The organism is Flavobacterium sediminis (genome assembly GCF_003148385.1).
GTDB classification, from domain to species: domain Bacteria; phylum Bacteroidota; class Bacteroidia; order Flavobacteriales; family Flavobacteriaceae; genus Flavobacterium; species Flavobacterium sediminis.
Window position 1 is genome coordinate 1,664,590 of the sequence record NZ_CP029463.1, and the last position, 15,495, is coordinate 1,680,084.

Annotated in this window: 13 protein-coding genes and 1 pseudogene; 10 read left to right on the plus strand and 4 right to left on the minus strand. The window is 35.3% G+C overall.

Annotated features, from left to right (window positions below; genetic code table 11):
* Position 1 precedes the first annotated feature (1 nt).
* Positions 2-595, minus strand: coding sequence for a TetR/AcrR family transcriptional regulator (locus DI487_RS07720; protein WP_109569127.1), 594 nt, complete (start codon positions 593-595; stop codon positions 2-4).
* Between the two features lie 165 nt (positions 596-760).
* Between DI487_RS07720 and DI487_RS07725 the strand changes: the two genes are divergently transcribed.
* On the plus strand, positions 761-1,735 hold the full coding sequence (locus DI487_RS07725; RefSeq protein ID WP_109569128.1) for a polyprenyl synthetase family protein: 975 nt from the start codon (positions 761-763) through the stop codon (positions 1,733-1,735).
* A complete protein-coding gene (locus DI487_RS07730) occupies positions 1,728-2,078 on the plus strand; it encodes a hypothetical protein (protein WP_109569129.1) in 351 nt (116 codons plus the stop codon). The genes DI487_RS07725 and DI487_RS07730 overlap by 8 nt, the downstream gene beginning before the upstream one ends.
* Here DI487_RS07730 and DI487_RS07735 read toward each other — a convergent pair.
* The gene (locus tag DI487_RS07735; protein WP_109569130.1) at positions 2,062-2,607 is read right to left on the minus strand and encodes a hypothetical protein; all 546 of its coding nucleotides are present in this window, start codon (positions 2,605-2,607) and stop codon (positions 2,062-2,064) included. The genes DI487_RS07730 and DI487_RS07735 overlap by 17 nt on opposite strands.
* A gap of 115 nt (positions 2,608-2,722) precedes the next feature.
* Between DI487_RS07735 and DI487_RS07740 the strand changes: the two genes are divergently transcribed.
* Positions 2,723-5,506: a 2-oxoglutarate dehydrogenase E1 component gene (locus tag DI487_RS07740; protein ID WP_109569131.1), complete on the plus strand. Its 2,784-nt coding sequence runs from the start codon at positions 2,723-2,725 to the stop codon at positions 5,504-5,506.
* Between the two features lie 77 nt (positions 5,507-5,583).
* Positions 5,584-6,804, plus strand: a complete 1,221-nt coding sequence (gene odhB / locus DI487_RS07745) for a 2-oxoglutarate dehydrogenase complex dihydrolipoyllysine-residue succinyltransferase (protein WP_109569132.1) — start codon at positions 5,584-5,586, stop codon at positions 6,802-6,804.
* A gap of 282 nt (positions 6,805-7,086) precedes the next feature.
* On the opposite strand, the gene DI487_RS07750 is transcribed toward odhB, so the two are convergent.
* Positions 7,087-7,605 carry a ferritin gene (locus tag DI487_RS07750; protein ID WP_109569133.1) on the minus strand — a complete coding sequence of 173 codons (519 nt, stop codon included), beginning with the start codon at positions 7,603-7,605 and terminating at the stop codon, positions 7,087-7,089.
* 29 nt (positions 7,606-7,634) lie between these two features.
* Positions 7,635-9,692, minus strand: coding sequence for a methionine--tRNA ligase (metG, locus tag DI487_RS07755; protein WP_109569134.1), 2,058 nt, complete (start codon positions 9,690-9,692; stop codon positions 7,635-7,637).
* A 182-nt stretch (positions 9,693-9,874) separates the two neighbouring features.
* On the opposite strand from metG, the pseudogene DI487_RS07760 reads away from it, so the two are divergent.
* The 6 genes and pseudogenes from DI487_RS07760 to DI487_RS07785 all read left to right on the plus strand — a co-directional run bounded on the left by DI487_RS07760 (position 9,875) and on the right by DI487_RS07785 (position 15,214).
* Positions 9,875-10,773: pseudogene (locus DI487_RS07760) on the plus strand (S66 peptidase family protein).
* 9 nt (positions 10,774-10,782) lie between these two features.
* The gene (locus tag DI487_RS07765; protein WP_109569135.1) at positions 10,783-11,142 is read left to right on the plus strand and encodes a YraN family protein; all 360 of its coding nucleotides are present in this window, start codon (positions 10,783-10,785) and stop codon (positions 11,140-11,142) included.
* A 67-nt stretch (positions 11,143-11,209) separates the two neighbouring features.
* On the plus strand, positions 11,210-11,875 hold the full coding sequence (locus DI487_RS07770) for an aspartate kinase (RefSeq protein ID WP_109569136.1): 666 nt from the start codon (positions 11,210-11,212) through the stop codon (positions 11,873-11,875).
* A 105-nt stretch (positions 11,876-11,980) separates the two neighbouring features.
* Positions 11,981-14,599 carry a type IX secretion system periplasmic lipoprotein PorW/SprE gene (gene porW, locus DI487_RS07775; RefSeq protein ID WP_245896558.1) on the plus strand — a complete coding sequence of 873 codons (2,619 nt, stop codon included), beginning with the start codon at positions 11,981-11,983 and terminating at the stop codon, positions 14,597-14,599.
* 26 nt (positions 14,600-14,625) lie between these two features.
* Positions 14,626-15,018 (plus strand): bactofilin family protein, encoded by a 393-nt coding sequence (locus DI487_RS07780; RefSeq protein WP_109569137.1) that lies wholly within the window; start codon positions 14,626-14,628, stop codon positions 15,016-15,018.
* The gene (locus DI487_RS07785; RefSeq protein ID WP_109569138.1) at positions 14,993-15,214 is read left to right on the plus strand and encodes an AtpZ/AtpI family protein; all 222 of its coding nucleotides are present in this window, start codon (positions 14,993-14,995) and stop codon (positions 15,212-15,214) included. Before DI487_RS07780 ends, DI487_RS07785 begins: the two co-directional genes overlap by 26 nt.
* The last annotated feature ends 281 nt before the right edge of the window (positions 15,215-15,495 follow it).

Sequence of the window (15,495 nt, forward strand, 5' to 3'; positions counted from 1 at the left end):
TTTACTGTATTAAACTTTCTAAAATCTGTATGCCTTTTAAGGTGCAAATTCCTCTTAAGTGATATTCTAAATATTGGTTCTGAACATTTTTCAGACTAAATTGATTAGCAGGAAACAGTTCCCCGTCTTTAATGCTGTTCATGCCGGCAAAATACAAACGACCGATGATCTCGGTATTTATTTCTTTTCGGTACAAACCTTCTGTAATACCGCGATTCAAATTGTCAATAACACAATCATCCATTTTTTCAAATTGCATTTGTTTTAAAGTGTTGTGAATCTTGGGGTAATATTTTTGTAATTGATAAATCGGCGAAGAGTTTTCATCTTTTAAATGTTGAAGAACAAAATTTTTGACTTCAAAAAGCTCTTCAATCGGATTTTTACCAGTGTTGCAGATTCCGTCAATTCCGCAAGAAATAGTCTCAAACAAACGAAGTGTTACACTCTTAACTAATTCGGGCTTAGTTGCAAAATGTTGGTAAATAGTTTTTTTAGAAATCCCCATTTCATTAGCAATATCATCCATAGTTACACTTTTGAACCCTAGTGTAAGAAACATTTCAGTGGCTTTTTCTAAAATTTCTGTTTGCATAATATGCGTTTAATTTGCGTACAAAGCTACATAGGAAACTTTTAAAACAAAAAAAGTTTCCTAAGTTTTTGCATTTTTTTAACAAAGATTTAAAACTCAGGTAAAGTTTTCGGTTTTTCATAAAAAAATAGCGTACTTTGCCTTTGCGATAATTTTTTAAAATCCATGCAAACTATAACTGACTATCAGAATTCCATAGCGGAACATTTTAACTCTTTAGATGTACAGAAAGAGCCTGCAAATTTGTACAGTCCTATTCAGTATATCTTAAACATAGGAGGAAAGCGAATAAGACCTATGTTGACCGTTATGGTTGCAGATATTTTTAATTGTGCTATTGAAAAAGCATTGCCGGCAGCAACTGCTGTTGAGGTTTTTCATAATTTTTCATTGATTCATGACGATATTATGGATGAAGCTCCATTAAGAAGAGGACATCAGACAGTTCATGAAAAGTGGGATTTGAATACAGGAATATTATCAGGAGATGCCATGTTGATTTTGGCATATCAGTTTTTTGAAAATTACGAACCCAAAATATTTCGGCAATTAGCAAAATTATTTAGTAAAACAGCCTTAGAAGTTTGTGAAGGGCAGCAATATGATGTGGATTTTGAAATTCGAGAAGATGTTACGGTTCCGGAATATTTAAAAATGATCGAATATAAAACAGCTGTTTTAGTGGGGGCAGCAATGAAAATGGGCGCCATTGTTGCTGAAGCAAATGAAGAAGATGCAAATTTGGTCTATGATTTTGGTTTAAATCTGGGAATTGCATTCCAATTGCAGGATGATTATTTAGATGCTTTCGGAGATCCGGAGACTTTCGGGAAGCAAGTAGGAGGGGATATCATAGAAAATAAAAAGACCTATTTGTATTTAATGGCTATGCAAAATGCGGAAGAAGATATACAACGTCAGTTGCAGTATTTATTTTCATTAAAACCTAATGATAGTTCAGAGAAGGTAGAATTGGTTAAAAATATTTTCAGGAATTCAAGAGCTGATGAAATGACAAAATTGGCAATTCGGGAATATACTGATAAAGCGATGAAAACATTAGAGGCAATACAAGTTGCTGAAGATAAAAAGAAAGTTTTAAGAGCTTTTGGTGAAAATTTAATGAATAGAAATGTATAATCCACCGGCAAACATAGAAGCCTTATTCTTTCAGGCTGAAGAAGAAAATCTATACGAAAAGTTGATATTGCAATTGCAAAAGGATTTTCATCTGGCAAATGAAAGTTTGGATGTAGAGACAACAATGCTTCCTTTAGAGTTGAAGCAGCAATTACACGAAAAGATATATTTTTTAATCCAACATAAATTTGCAGAATACCTTAATCTGCTTTATGTGATTGACGTTTCTGAGAGTGAGGTAAAAAAATTAGACGGATCTGATCTGGTTGAACTTTCAGAACAAGTTGCCTTTTTAGTCTTAAAACGAGAATGGCAAAAGGTATGGTTTAGAAATAGATTCTGATAAAAGGCATGAAAGCATCTGCATAGACTCCTCGGTTATCTTTGTGCAACACATTATAGCGAACACCGAAAGTAATATTGTCAGTTCTGTAACCGGCTCCGAAAAATAAAGCCGTATTCCAGAAATCATCTTCATAGTGGTTGTAGAAATCTTCAAAGACTGTATTAACCCTTAGTTGTTCTACTTCAACGGAAAGCTGAACTTCTTCAATAGGATTGAATAAGCCTATTACACTTGCTCCGTAAATATTAGCTTTATAGAGGTCTTTTTGTTGGGAATAAGAATACTGTAATCCCAGGCCGGCAGCAACATATTGGTTAAAATTATAAATAGCACTAGGGGCTACAGAAATATCAGTATATCCGTTGCCAAATCCTAAACCTAAACCGCCACCGAACTGTACTTTTTCCCAAAAATTAGATTTTGTTTTGAATTCTTGCGAATTTTGAGCAGAAATGGATAGGCTAAAATAAAATAAAAACACAGAATTCAATAAAACTGTTAAAATCTTTGAGAATTTCATTTTCATAAAACCTTTTCTAAAAAATTAATGATATAAAAATACGATTTTCTTTAAAAGATTATCACAAATGTTTTACTTTTGCATAAAAATTTTTTAATTAAAAGGTCATTTAGACACGATTATGGATAGGTTTTCCTTTTTAAACGCTGCACACACGGCTTTTTTTGCCGATTTATACGATCAATATTTGCAAAGTCCAGACAGCGTAGAACCAAGTTGGAGAAGTTTTTTTCAAGGGTTCGATTTTGCACTGGCAAATTACGGTTCAGAAGAAGTAGGACAACAAATTGCCTACATTGCTTCAGGTGAGTCCCAAGATTCAGGAAAAGTTTCTGAAAAATTACAAAAAGAATTTAATGTACTTAAATTAATTGAAGGTTACAGAACAAGAGGGCATTTGTTTACCAAAACAAATCCGGTTCGGGAAAGAAGAACGTACACGCCTACTTTAGCACTGGAGAATTTCGGACTTTCATCGGCTGATTTGAATACAGTTTTTGATGCTGCTAAAATGGTAAATATGCAGCCGACAACTTTAGCTGAGATCATTAAACACCTTGAACGTGTTTATTGTCAGTCTATCGGGGTTGAATTTATGTATATCAGAAATCCTGAAATACAGGAATGGATTAAAAATCGGTTAGATGTTAACGACAATCAACCGGCTTTCTCTCCGGATCAGAAGAAAAACATCTTAAAGAAGCTCAATGAAGCAGTTTCTTTCGAAACATTTTTACATACTAAATATGTTGGACAAAAGCGTTTCTCACTTGAAGGGTGTGAATCTGCAATCCCGGCTTTAGACGCTTTGATAGAAGCGGCTGCAGAAAAGGGAGTTGAACAATTTGTAATGGGAATGGCGCATAGAGGTAGATTGAATGTGTTGGCAAATATTTTCGGAAAAAACACTCAAAATATATTCTCTGAATTTGACGGTAAGGATTATGATGATGATATGTATTTTGACGGAGATGTTAAATACCATTTAGGGCTTACATCTGATCGCTCAACGGATTCCGGTAAAAAAATAAACTTAAATTTAGCACCTAATCCTTCGCACTTAGAAACAGTTGGTGCTGTGATTGAAGGAATTGCTCGTGCTAAACAAGATCATAATCATTCAAATGATACTTCTAAAGTATTGCCGATTGCCGTTCACGGCGACGCTGCAATAGCAGGTCAGGGAATCGTTTATGAAATTGTACAGATGGCAAAACTGGATGGTTATAAAACAGGCGGAACAATTCACTTAGTGATCAATAACCAGGTAGGTTTTACCACTAACTATTTAGATGCTCGTTCGTCGACCTACTGTACAGATGTAGCTAAAGTAACATTGTCTCCTGTGTTGCATGTTAATGCAGACGATGCTGAGGCTGTTGTACACGCTATGTTATTTGCATTGGATTACAGAATGCAGTTTGGCGGTGATGTATTCATCGATTTATTAGGCTATAGAAAATATGGACATAATGAAGGAGATGAACCTCGTTTTACACAACCGAAACTATACAAGATTATTTCTAAACACGAAAATGCTCGTGACATTTATGCTGAAAAACTAAAATCAGAAGGTGTTATTGATGCCACTTTTGTAAAAAGTTTAGAAGAAGCTTACAAAGCTAAATTAGATGAAAATTTAGAAGAGTCTCGTAAAAAAGATCTAACGGTGATTACTCCTTTTATGCAAAATGAGTGGGAAGGTTTTCATCAGGTTTCAGATGACGTGATGCTTCAAAAAGTAGATACTTCTTTTGATAAAGAAAAATTAACAGAAATTGCTACTACGATCACTAATCTTCCGAAAGACAAAAAATTCATTAACAAAATCTCACGCTTGATCGCTGACAGAAATGCAATGTATTTTGAGAAAGATCAGTTAGATTGGGCAATGGGAGAGTTATTGGCTTATGGCTCTTTATTAGCGGAAGGATATGATGTAAGAATGTCAGGCCAGGATGTGGAAAGAGGAACATTCTCTCACCGTCATGCCGTAGTTAAAGTAGAAGATTCTGAAGAAGAAGTAGTACTGTTAAATGAAATAGCAGACAAAAAAGGAAACTTCTATATCTACAATTCATTATTGTCGGAATATGGTGTACTTGGTTTTGAATACGGTTATGCTTTAGCATCTCCTAAAACATTAACCATTTGGGAAGCACAATTCGGTGATTTCTCAAACGGAGCCCAAATTATGATGGATCAGTACATTTCTGCAGGAGAAGACAAATGGAACAGTCAAAACGGAATTGTTTTATTGTTGCCTCACGGGTATGAGAACCAGGGAGCAGAACACTCATCAGCACGTATGGAGCGTTATTTACAGTTATGTGCAAAACACAACATGTATATAGCTGATTGTACAACTCCGGCTAACTTCTTCCATTTGATGAGAAGACAAATGAAAACGAATTTCCGTAAACCATTGGTAGTATTCTCGCCAAAAAGTTTATTACGTCACCCACTAGCAGTTTCAAAGGTGGATGAATTAGCTAACGGTCGATTCCAGGAAGTAATTGATGATCCGGCAGTAACAGACAAAAAAGCGATCAAATCGTTGGTGTTCTGTACCGGTAAAGTATATTATGATATCATTGCTAAACGTGAAGAGTTAGGAAGAAATGATGTTGCAGTTGTGCGTTTAGAACAATTGTTCCCGTTGCCGGTTGAGCAATTGAGAGATATAATTGCAAGTTATCCTAATGTTGACGATTATGTTTGGGCGCAGGAAGAACCTAAGAACATGGGAGCGTACAGTTTCATGTTGATGAATTTTAACTTAGTTAAGCTACGATTGGCTTCGCCTAAAGCTTATAGTGCTCCTGCAGCAGGTAGTTATGAGCGTTCTAAAAAACGTCAGGCTAATGCTATTGCAATGGTTTTTGATAAAGATTTATTTAATTAATTTTACACAACAATAATAAAAGGCTCCCTGTTTCATAATTAAGAACGAAAAGGGAAAACGTTAAACAACATAGAGTTATGATTTTAGAAATGAAAGTCCCTTCTCCGGGAGAATCTATCACCGAAGTTGAAATTGCAACTTGGTTAGTAAAAGATGGTGATTACGTAGAAAAAGATCAAGCTATTGCTGAAGTGGATTCAGATAAAGCGACTTTAGAATTACCTGCTGAAGCAAGCGGTATTATTACCCTTAAAGCAGAAGAAGGTGATGCAGTTGCAGTGGGGCAAGTAGTTTGTTTAATTGATACGAGTGCTGCTAAACCTGAAGGTGATGCAGCTCCTGTAGCAAAAGAAGAACCTAAAGCAGAAGAGAAAAAAGTTGAAGCAGCTCCGGTACCGACGCCAACGCCGGCACCAACTTATGCTACCAGCGCACCGTCTCCTGCTGCTAAGAAAATATTAGCCGAGAAAAACATTGATCCTACGACTATTGCAGGAACAGGAAAAGGCGGAAGGATTACAAAAGATGATGCTGTAAATGCAGTACCTTCAATGGGAACTCCAACCGGTGGTCCACGTGGTAGTGAGCGTAAAAAATTATCAATGTTGCGTCGTAAAGTAGCAGAACGTTTAGTAGCGGCTAAAAACGAAACAGCAATGTTAACTACGTTCAACGAAGTTGATATGAGTGCTATCTATGCTTTACGTAATGAATACAAAGAAGCTTTTAAAGCAAAACATGGTTTAGGCTTAGGATTTATGTCATTCTTTACGAAAGCAGTTACCAGAGCTTTACAGTTATATCCGGATGTGAACTCTATGATCGACGGTCAAGAGCAAATTGCTTACGATTTTTGTGATATTTCAGTAGCTGTATCAGGTCCGAAAGGGTTAATGGTTCCTGTAGTTCGCAATGCAGAACTATTGTCTTTCCGCGGCGTTGAAGCTGAAATCAAACGTTTAGCTATACGTGCTCGTGACGGACAAATTACAGTTGATGAAATGACCGGAGGTACATTTACTATTTCTAATGGTGGAGTATTCGGAAGTATGTTGTCTACACCAATTATCAATCCTCCTCAATCCGGTATTTTAGGAATGCATAATGTAGTTGAGAGAGCGATTGTTAAAAATGGACAAATCGTGATCGCTCCGGTAATGTATGTGGCTTTATCATATGACCATAGAATCATTGACGGGCGTGAGTCTGTAGGGTTCTTAGTTGCTGTTAAAGAGGCATTGGAAAATCCGGTTGAAATTTTAATGGATAATAATCCTAAAAAAGCTTTAGAACTGTAAATATTTAGGTTTTAAATAATAAAAAAAGAGACGATTTAATCGTCTCTTTTTTTTATACTGCTTTTTTCAAAAGATCAAACATAGGGCAACGTTTACAACGTTTGTTTTCGCCTTTCTTATATTTTTCACAACATTTTGATTTGCAATTTTCAGCAACTTTAATGTCGTTTATGTTTAACTTTTTAAGTTTTTTCTTTTTACTTTTTTTGTCCTTTTCCTTGCTCATAAAATCATAATAATCAGAGCAAAGATATGACTATTTTTAAATATTCTAAATAAAAATTACTTAGAATTGATTGCAATTGAACTGGTAACGGATAATTGTTGAATATCTCTGTCAAACAAATACAGTCCGCCTCTGTCTTCACCAATTAAATTGATCTTATCCAGAATAGTTTTGGCCTGAGCTTCTTCCTCAATCTGTTCAGAAACGTACCATTGCAGGAAATTATGCGTGGCATAATCTTTTTCATTTAAGGTAGTGTGGACCAATTCGTTAATGGAATTAGAAACGAAAAGCTCGTGCTGGTATAATTCTTCGAACATTTCTTTGAATGTTCCGAATTTAGTTTTCGGGGCTTTTAAATCAGTGACCAAAGCATGTCCGCCTCTTTCATTGACATATTTTACCAGTTTAAGCATGTGGGAACGCTCCTCATCAGACTGGTTATACATGAACTGTGCAACTCCTTCTAAACCTTGAATCTCAGCCCAACAAGCCATTGACAAGTAGATCTGAGAAGATTCAGCTTCAATTTTGATTTGTTTATTTAATGTGTCTTCAATGTTTTTAGATAGCATAACTTCTTTTCTTTAAAGTTACAAAAAAATTAATTTATAGTAGCTCCGTTCATAACACCGTCAGCGTCAGGATTAACGAAAACTAATTTTCCTTCAGCGTTATTGGTCATTAAGATCATTCCCTCACTTTCCACACCACGTAGTGCTCTCGGGGCTAAATTTACTAAAACGGTAACCTGTTTTCCGATAATTTCTTCCGGAGTGAAATGTTCTGCAATTCCGGAAACTATGGTTCGAATATCAATTCCTGTATCTACTTTTAATACTAAAAGTTTATTGGCTTTCGGCATCTTTTCGGCTTCAAGAATCGTTCCTACCCGTAGATCCATTTTAGAGAAATCATCAAAAGTAGCTGTTTCTTTTTGCGGTTCAGCCTTAGCATTGGCTATTTGATTTGCTTTTTTAGAAGCTTCAAGTTTATCCAGTTGTTTTTGAATATCAGCATCCTCAATTTGAGCAAATAAAATTTCAGACTTACCGATTTCATGTTCCGGTTTAACCAAGTTCCATTGGCTAAAATCTAAATCCCAAGCGTTAGATTGAATGTTCAGGATGTTTTTTAACTTGTTTGAAGTAAACGGTAAAAACGGTTCTGCTAAAATAGCCAGAGCTGAAGCAATTTGCAAAGCTACATACATTTGCGTTTTTACACGTTCCGGATTTTCTTTAACCATTTTCCATGGTTCTTCATCAGCTAAATATTTATTTCCCAAGCGAGCTACATTCATCATTTCACCTAAAGCTTCTCTGAAACGGTAGCGCTCAATGGAAGACGTAATTACCGCCGGATAGGCTTTTAGTTCAGTTAAAGTTTGCTCGTCAACTTCTGTTAATTCGTTTGGTGCAGGAACAATTCCGTTATAATATTTGTGCGTTAATACCACCACACGGTTAATAAAGTTTCCGAAAATAGCCGCTAATTCATTATTGTTTCTGGCTTGGAAATCTTTCCATGTGAAATCATTATCTTTTGTTTCCGGAGCATTAGCGGTTAAGGTATAACGTAAAGCATCTTGTTTGCCCGGAAAATCTTCTAAGTATTCATGCAGCCATACAGCCCAGTTTTTTGAAGTGGACAATTTATTACCTTCTAAATTCAGGAACTCATTGGCCGGAACATTGTCAGGTAAGATATAACTTCCTTCTGCTTTTAGCATAACCGGAAAAATAATGCAGTGAAAAACAATATTGTCCTTTCCGATGAAGTGCACTAATTTAGTATCTTGATCTTTCCAATAGGGTTCCCAATCTTTTCCTTCTCTGGCAGCCCATTCTTTAGTAGACGAAATGTAACCGATAGGAGCATCAAACCAAACGTATAGTTTTTTTCCTTCGGCTCCTTCAACCGGAACGTCAATTCCCCAATCCAAGTCGCGAGTTACGGCGCGAGGTTCTAATCCGCCATCAACCCATGATTTTACTTGCCCGTAGACATTAGGTTTCCAATCGTTTTTATGACCTTCCAGTATCCATTCTCTTAGAAAGTTGTCGTATTCATTTAACGGAAGAAACCAGTGTTTGGTAGACTTTAAAACCGGTTTAGTTCCGGTAATGGTCGATTTCGGATTAATTAAGTCGGTTGCATTTAAAGAAGTACCGCATTTTTCACATTGATCGCCGTAAGCTTCTTCGTTTCCGCATTTCGGACAAGTTCCGATCACAAAACGATCGGCTAGAAACTGATCTGCTTTTTCATCGTATAATTGTTCTGTAGTTTCTTCAATAAACTTGCCGTCATCATATAGTTTTCTGAAAAATTCAGAAGCCGTATCATGATGTATCTTAGCAGAAGTGCGGGAATAATTATCGAATGCAATTCCGAATTCTTCAAATGATTTACGAATAATGCCGTCGTACTTGTCAATTACTTGTTGCGGAGTGATTCCTTCTTTCTTTGCTTTCATGGAAATCGCAACTCCGTGTTCGTCACTTCCGCAAACAAAAGCAACATCTTTTCCTTGCAAACGAAGATAACGCGCGTAAATATCAGCCGGAACATAAACACCGGCTAAATGTCCGATGTGAATAGGACCGTTAGTATAAGGCAAGGCTGCCGTTATGGTATATCTCTTAGGATTTTCTGACATAAAAAATAAATTTAGTTTTCGAAAAGCATCGAAATGATTGCAAAAATAATTCATTAGTGATGAATTAGCGAATTTTTGATTTGATTTTGTGTATTTTTGAGTAAAGTTTATTACAGAATATGATGAAAAGCTATTTTGTAATCTTATATATTATTTCAATTTATTCTTATTCACAAAAGAAAATGATTATTCCTCCTTATTTAAAAAAAGGCGACACGGTTGCTATTGTCTGTACAGCGCGAAAATTTTTTCCTGAAGATGCTAAACCTGCTATTGAATTGTTAGAATCCTGGGTTTAAATGTCAGATTAGGGAATACAATAGGATTGGATAGTTGTCAATTGGGAGGAACAGACGATGAGCGCGCTGCTGATTTTCAGCAACAGATGGACGATGAGAATGTGAAAGCGATCTGGTGTGCAAGAGGCGGGTATGGTACGGTAAGGATAGTTGATTCATTGGATTTTTCGAAATTTAAGAAACATCCGAAATGGATTATGGGTTTCAGTGATGTAACGGTTTTGCATAGTCAATTGAATAAAGAACGGATTGCGTCTTTGCATTCGATCATGCCGTTTACAGTTCCTAAAGCACCGGAAGAGATAAAAGAAACGTTACATGATGCATTATTTGGTAAAAAGTTACATTATACTACACCTTCACTACCTTATAATATTACAGGAAAAGCTAAAGGAGAGCTAGTGGGCGGTAATCTGTCTATTTTATACAGTTTGATGGGTTCAGATTCATCTATCGATACAAAAGATAAGATTTTGTTCATAGAAGATTTGGACGAATACCTGTATCATGTGGATCGAATGATGTATAATTTAAAGCGAAATGGTTATTTTGAAAAATTAAGAGGCCTTATAGTAGGAGGGATGACGGATATGCATGATAATGAAATTCCTTTTGGCCAAAATGCCGTACAGATCATCACAGCGATTGCTCAGGAATATAATATTCCGGTTGCATTTGATTTTCCTGTCGGACATCAGAGGGATAACAGAACGTTGATTTTAGGGGAAAAAGTTTTGTTGGAAGTGAGAGAAGATGAAGTAGTTTTAGACTTTTCGGAATAGTATATTACAATGGCTGAACACAATGAATTAGGGAAGTTAGGGGAAGAATTAGCAGTAGCATTTCTGGAAGAACAAGGCTATGCTGTTCTGGAAACTAATTGGATTTTTGATAAGGCTGAAATTGATATTATTGCTCAAAAAGATTCTGTTTTGGTTGCTGTCGAAGTTAAAACACGTTCCTCAATTGAATTTGGTTTGCCACAGGATTTTGTAAAACCAAAGAAGATACAACTTTTGGTAAAAGCTGTTAATCAATATATTGAACAGAATGATTTAGATGTGGAAGTTCGCTTTGATATTATAGCGATCACAAAGAAAAGTGGTAATTATAACATTGAGCATATAAAAGAGGCTTTTTATTATTTTTAGAGTTATAATTGTAACAATTTGTTTTCTTTTTATATATTTGTGGAAAGCACACAACAAATCTAACAAAATGAAAACTATTTCTTCTGTAGTTGAAAACTACATCAAGTCAAAGCCCTTTTTATTGAATTCCTTATCTCAGGGAATTATTAACCTTACATCCTTAGCTAGAGTTATGATGCCGGAGTTAGAGAAAGAACTAGGTAAAGACGTGAAGCAAGGTGCTGTTGTTATGGCGCTTAAGAGGTTGTCTGAGGAATTGGATTTTAAGATCAATTTAAAAATTTCTAAAGTACTTCGTAATCTGGGAGAAATAACGGTTCGTTCGTCTTTGGTGGATTATGCTTTTGCAATTTCAGAAACTTTATTAGAAAATCAGGTAAAGCTGATCTCTGAAATCAATAAAAATCAGGATATCTTTTATACGTCATCACGAGGAGTAAATGAAACCAATATTATTATTAGCAGAGCCGTTGCTGATTTGGTTGATAATATTTTTAAAAATGAGAAGCAAACACATAAAATTGAAAATCTGTCTTCTATTTCGGTAAAATTACCTCAGGAAAATGTTTCTGTTCCCGGCGTGTATTATTACATCTTTCAGCGTTTAGCTTGGGAAGGAGTTGTTATTCATGAAGTTATTTCTACGACAAATGAATTTACGATCATTGTGAGAGACGAGCAAATAGATGTCGCTTTTAAAGTAATAAAAGGCTTAAAAGTGGTTAATGAATAACAAAAAAAAGGGATTTTTTTTTACATATCAAAAAGAAACGTATTTTTACCAATCATTATACTAAAAATAAAGGAATTGAGTTAAAGGTTTAAAAGCGTTTTTATTTTGAAAAACAAGAGCATATCTACATATATAATCTTCATCGGAATATTGTCTTTAATCGTCGCCTGTTCGGTAAAGAAAGACAAGTTCATTAATCGTAATTTCCACGCTGTAACTACCGAGTATAATATTTTATACAACGGGAATTTAGCGTTAGATGCCGGATTAGAAGAATTAAAAACAACATATCAGGACAATTTTTGGGAAGTTCTACCTATTGAGCGTACAACTGATAAAGAACAGAATATTCTGCCCGGTCAGACTAAGAATGCTAATTTTGAACGTGCTGAAGAAAAAGCAGTAAAAGCAGTTCAGAAACATTCTATGAATATCGGAGGAACAGAGCGAAACCCTCAAATGGATGAGGCATATCTGCTTTTGGCTAAAGCGCGATACTATGACAATCGTTTTATTCCGGCACTGGAAGCTTTAAACTATATTCTGTATAAATATCCTAAAAGCGACAGGATCTATCATGCAAAAGTTTGGCGTGAAAAAGTTAATATTCGTTTAAACAGTGAAGAATTAGCAATAAAAAACCTAAAGAAACTCTTAGAAAGTCAGAAGATTGAAGGACAGGATTTAGCAGACGCAAATGCTATGCTTACTCAGGCTTACATTAATTTAGAAGCAATTGACAGCGCCATAACAACGGTTAAGGTGGCTAAAAATGAAACAAAAAGCAAAGAAGAAAAAGCCCGTTATACTTTTATATTAGGACAGTTGTATGAAAAGATGAATTATAAGGACAGCGCTTTTGCAACTTTTCAGGAAGTCATAGAAATGAAACGTAAATCGCCTCGTCAATATGTAATTCATGCGCATGCTGAACAAGCGAAGCAGTTCGATTATGAAAAAGGAGATACTATTGCTTTTCTTGAAAAGTTCAACAAACTTTTAGCAGACAGAGAAAACAGACCCTATTTAGATGTTTTAAACCATCAGATGGGGATTTTTTATGATAATTTCAAAAAAGATTCTACAGCAAAAGTATACTATAATAAATCCTTGAGAACACTTTCGCAGGATCGTTATTTAAGTGCTTCTAACTATCGCAATATCGCTGAGATCAATTTTAGAAATGCTGAGTATAAATTGGCAGGAATGTATTATGATAGTACGTTGACCCGTTTAGACGAGCGTACCCGTGAATATCGAAAAATAAAGAAAAAGAGAGACAATTTAGCGGATGTTATTTTATACGAAGATATTGCAACTCGTAATGACAGCATACTCCATGTGGTAAGTTTAACCGATAAAGAGAAAATAGGATATTACGAAAGCTATATTGAAAAACTTAAAGTACAAGATGAGATCAAGGCTAAGTTAGCTAAGGAACAAGCTGAAAAAGAGGCGAATATAAAAGCAAATAGTGTAGCAAACTCTGATGTGTCAGGAAATAGAAAAAACACAAGTGACAAAGTGTTGGGGACAGCATCCTTATTACCTCCGGGAGGAAGCACTAACGGGCAAAGTGCTTTCTATTTCTACAATCCGGTTACAGTAAGTTACGGGAAGACAGAATTTCAAAAGAAGTGGGGAAAAATAGAATTAAAAGACAACTGGAGATTGTCTTCATCAAAAGATAAAACAAGTTTTAAAGACGACGAAGAAGAATTGACCGATGAAGGAGAACAAAAAGATTCTATCGCGGAAAACCCGCTTTATAATGTAGCTTATTATTTAGATCAAATTCCTGAAGATAGTAAAGTGATTGATAGTATAGCCAAAGAGCGAAATATGGCATATTACCAATTAGGGCTGATCTATAAAGAAAAATTCAAAGAATATAAGTTGGCTGCTAATCGATTAGAAACATTGCTTAAGAACAAACCTGAAGAACGTTTGATACTTCCGGCAAAATACAATTTGTACAAAATATACGAAATTATAGATCCGGCTAAAGCAGCAACGATGAAAGATCAGATCTTGTCGGAATATCCGGAAAGCCGTTATGCAGAGATCATTAAGAACCCGACGGAAGTTTTAGCAGATGAAGACAATCCTGAATCAGTTTATAAATCGGTTTATAATGAGGTGCAGGAAGGTAAATTAAGAGAAAGCTATCCTGCTTTGGTTCAAAAAGTAGATGAGTATGTGGGCGATGATGCCTTGCCGAAGTTTGAAATGCTTAAGGCGGTTGTTTCAGGAAGACTTTTTGGTCTGGAGGAATATAAAAAAGGATTGAATTTTGTAGCATTGACTTATCCCAATACAGAAGAAGGAAAAGAATCTGAGGCATTGCTTCAGAAAAATATTCCTAAACTGGAACAGTTAAAATTCGTAAAAGATGAAGAAGCGTCAGGCTGGAAAATTATTTTCCCTGTAAAATATCCTGCTGATAAATCTCAGGAAAAATTATTACAGACAGTAAAGAAGTATATAGATAATACTCAAAATAGTAACTTAAAATTATCGGTGGATATTTATGATATGGGTAACGATTTTGTTATCTTGCACGGCCTTCAGTCAAAACAAACGGCAAAATCAGTTTTAAGTTTATTGCGAGATTATAAAGAATATAAAATTAAAGATGAGGCTTATTGTATCTCTTCGGAAGATTATACAGTAATTCAGATCAAAAAAGCATTTGCCGAATGGTTGCAGGAGCATAAAGAATAAAAAAGAACCCCCAAAATCTATAAACCATGTTTGATAAAGCAAAAAATAACGACAATGTTCTGGGTAAAACAAACAGAATTGTTGAAGGAACAGTGATAAGAGGTGACATTGAATCAAAAGCCGATTTTAGGCTGGACGGTGTTCTTGTCGGGAACTATACATCAACCGGAAAATTAGTGGTCGGTCCTTCAGGTGAAGTGCAGGGAGATGTTAAATGCAAAAATGTGGATATTGAAGGTAAGTTCACCGGAAAACTGATCGCAACAGAATTGTTAACCGTGAAATCAAAAGCTTCGATCAATGGAGAAGTAACTGTAGGTAAATTAGCAGTAGAACCGGGAGCCGTATTTGAAGCGACCTGCACCATGAAGAACCAGTTAAAGTCTGTTGCAAATGAAACAAAAGAAAAATCAGCCTAGTAAATGGTTGTATTTTGTAACGATTCCAACGCAAATGGGAGTGGTTATTTTTGTTTTTTCGATTTTAGGAGCTAAAGCAGATGAATATTATAGAACAGCATACCTTAAACCAGTATTAACACTCTTCGGAGTGTTTTTGGCTTTATATCAGGTTATAAAGAAAGTACAACAAATCAGTAGAGAAGATGAAGATTGAACGAAAAAATAATTTTTTGTTTAAAATTTTATATCCCTGTTTAATCATCTTAATAGTGGATATTGCCTTTTTATTTTTTGATTTTTTTCCCGAAAAAGCCTCTTTTGTTAAGAGTATATTTCTGGTAGAATCATTTCTCACTTTTCTGGTATTGCTCGGAGCTGTTTTTTATCAAAAAAAGTCAGACCAATTGGGCTTTTTCGCTCTAATCACACTTACTGTTAAAAACATTCTTGTATACGTATTTTACACAAGTCTTATTTCCGGAATTACGCAAACGT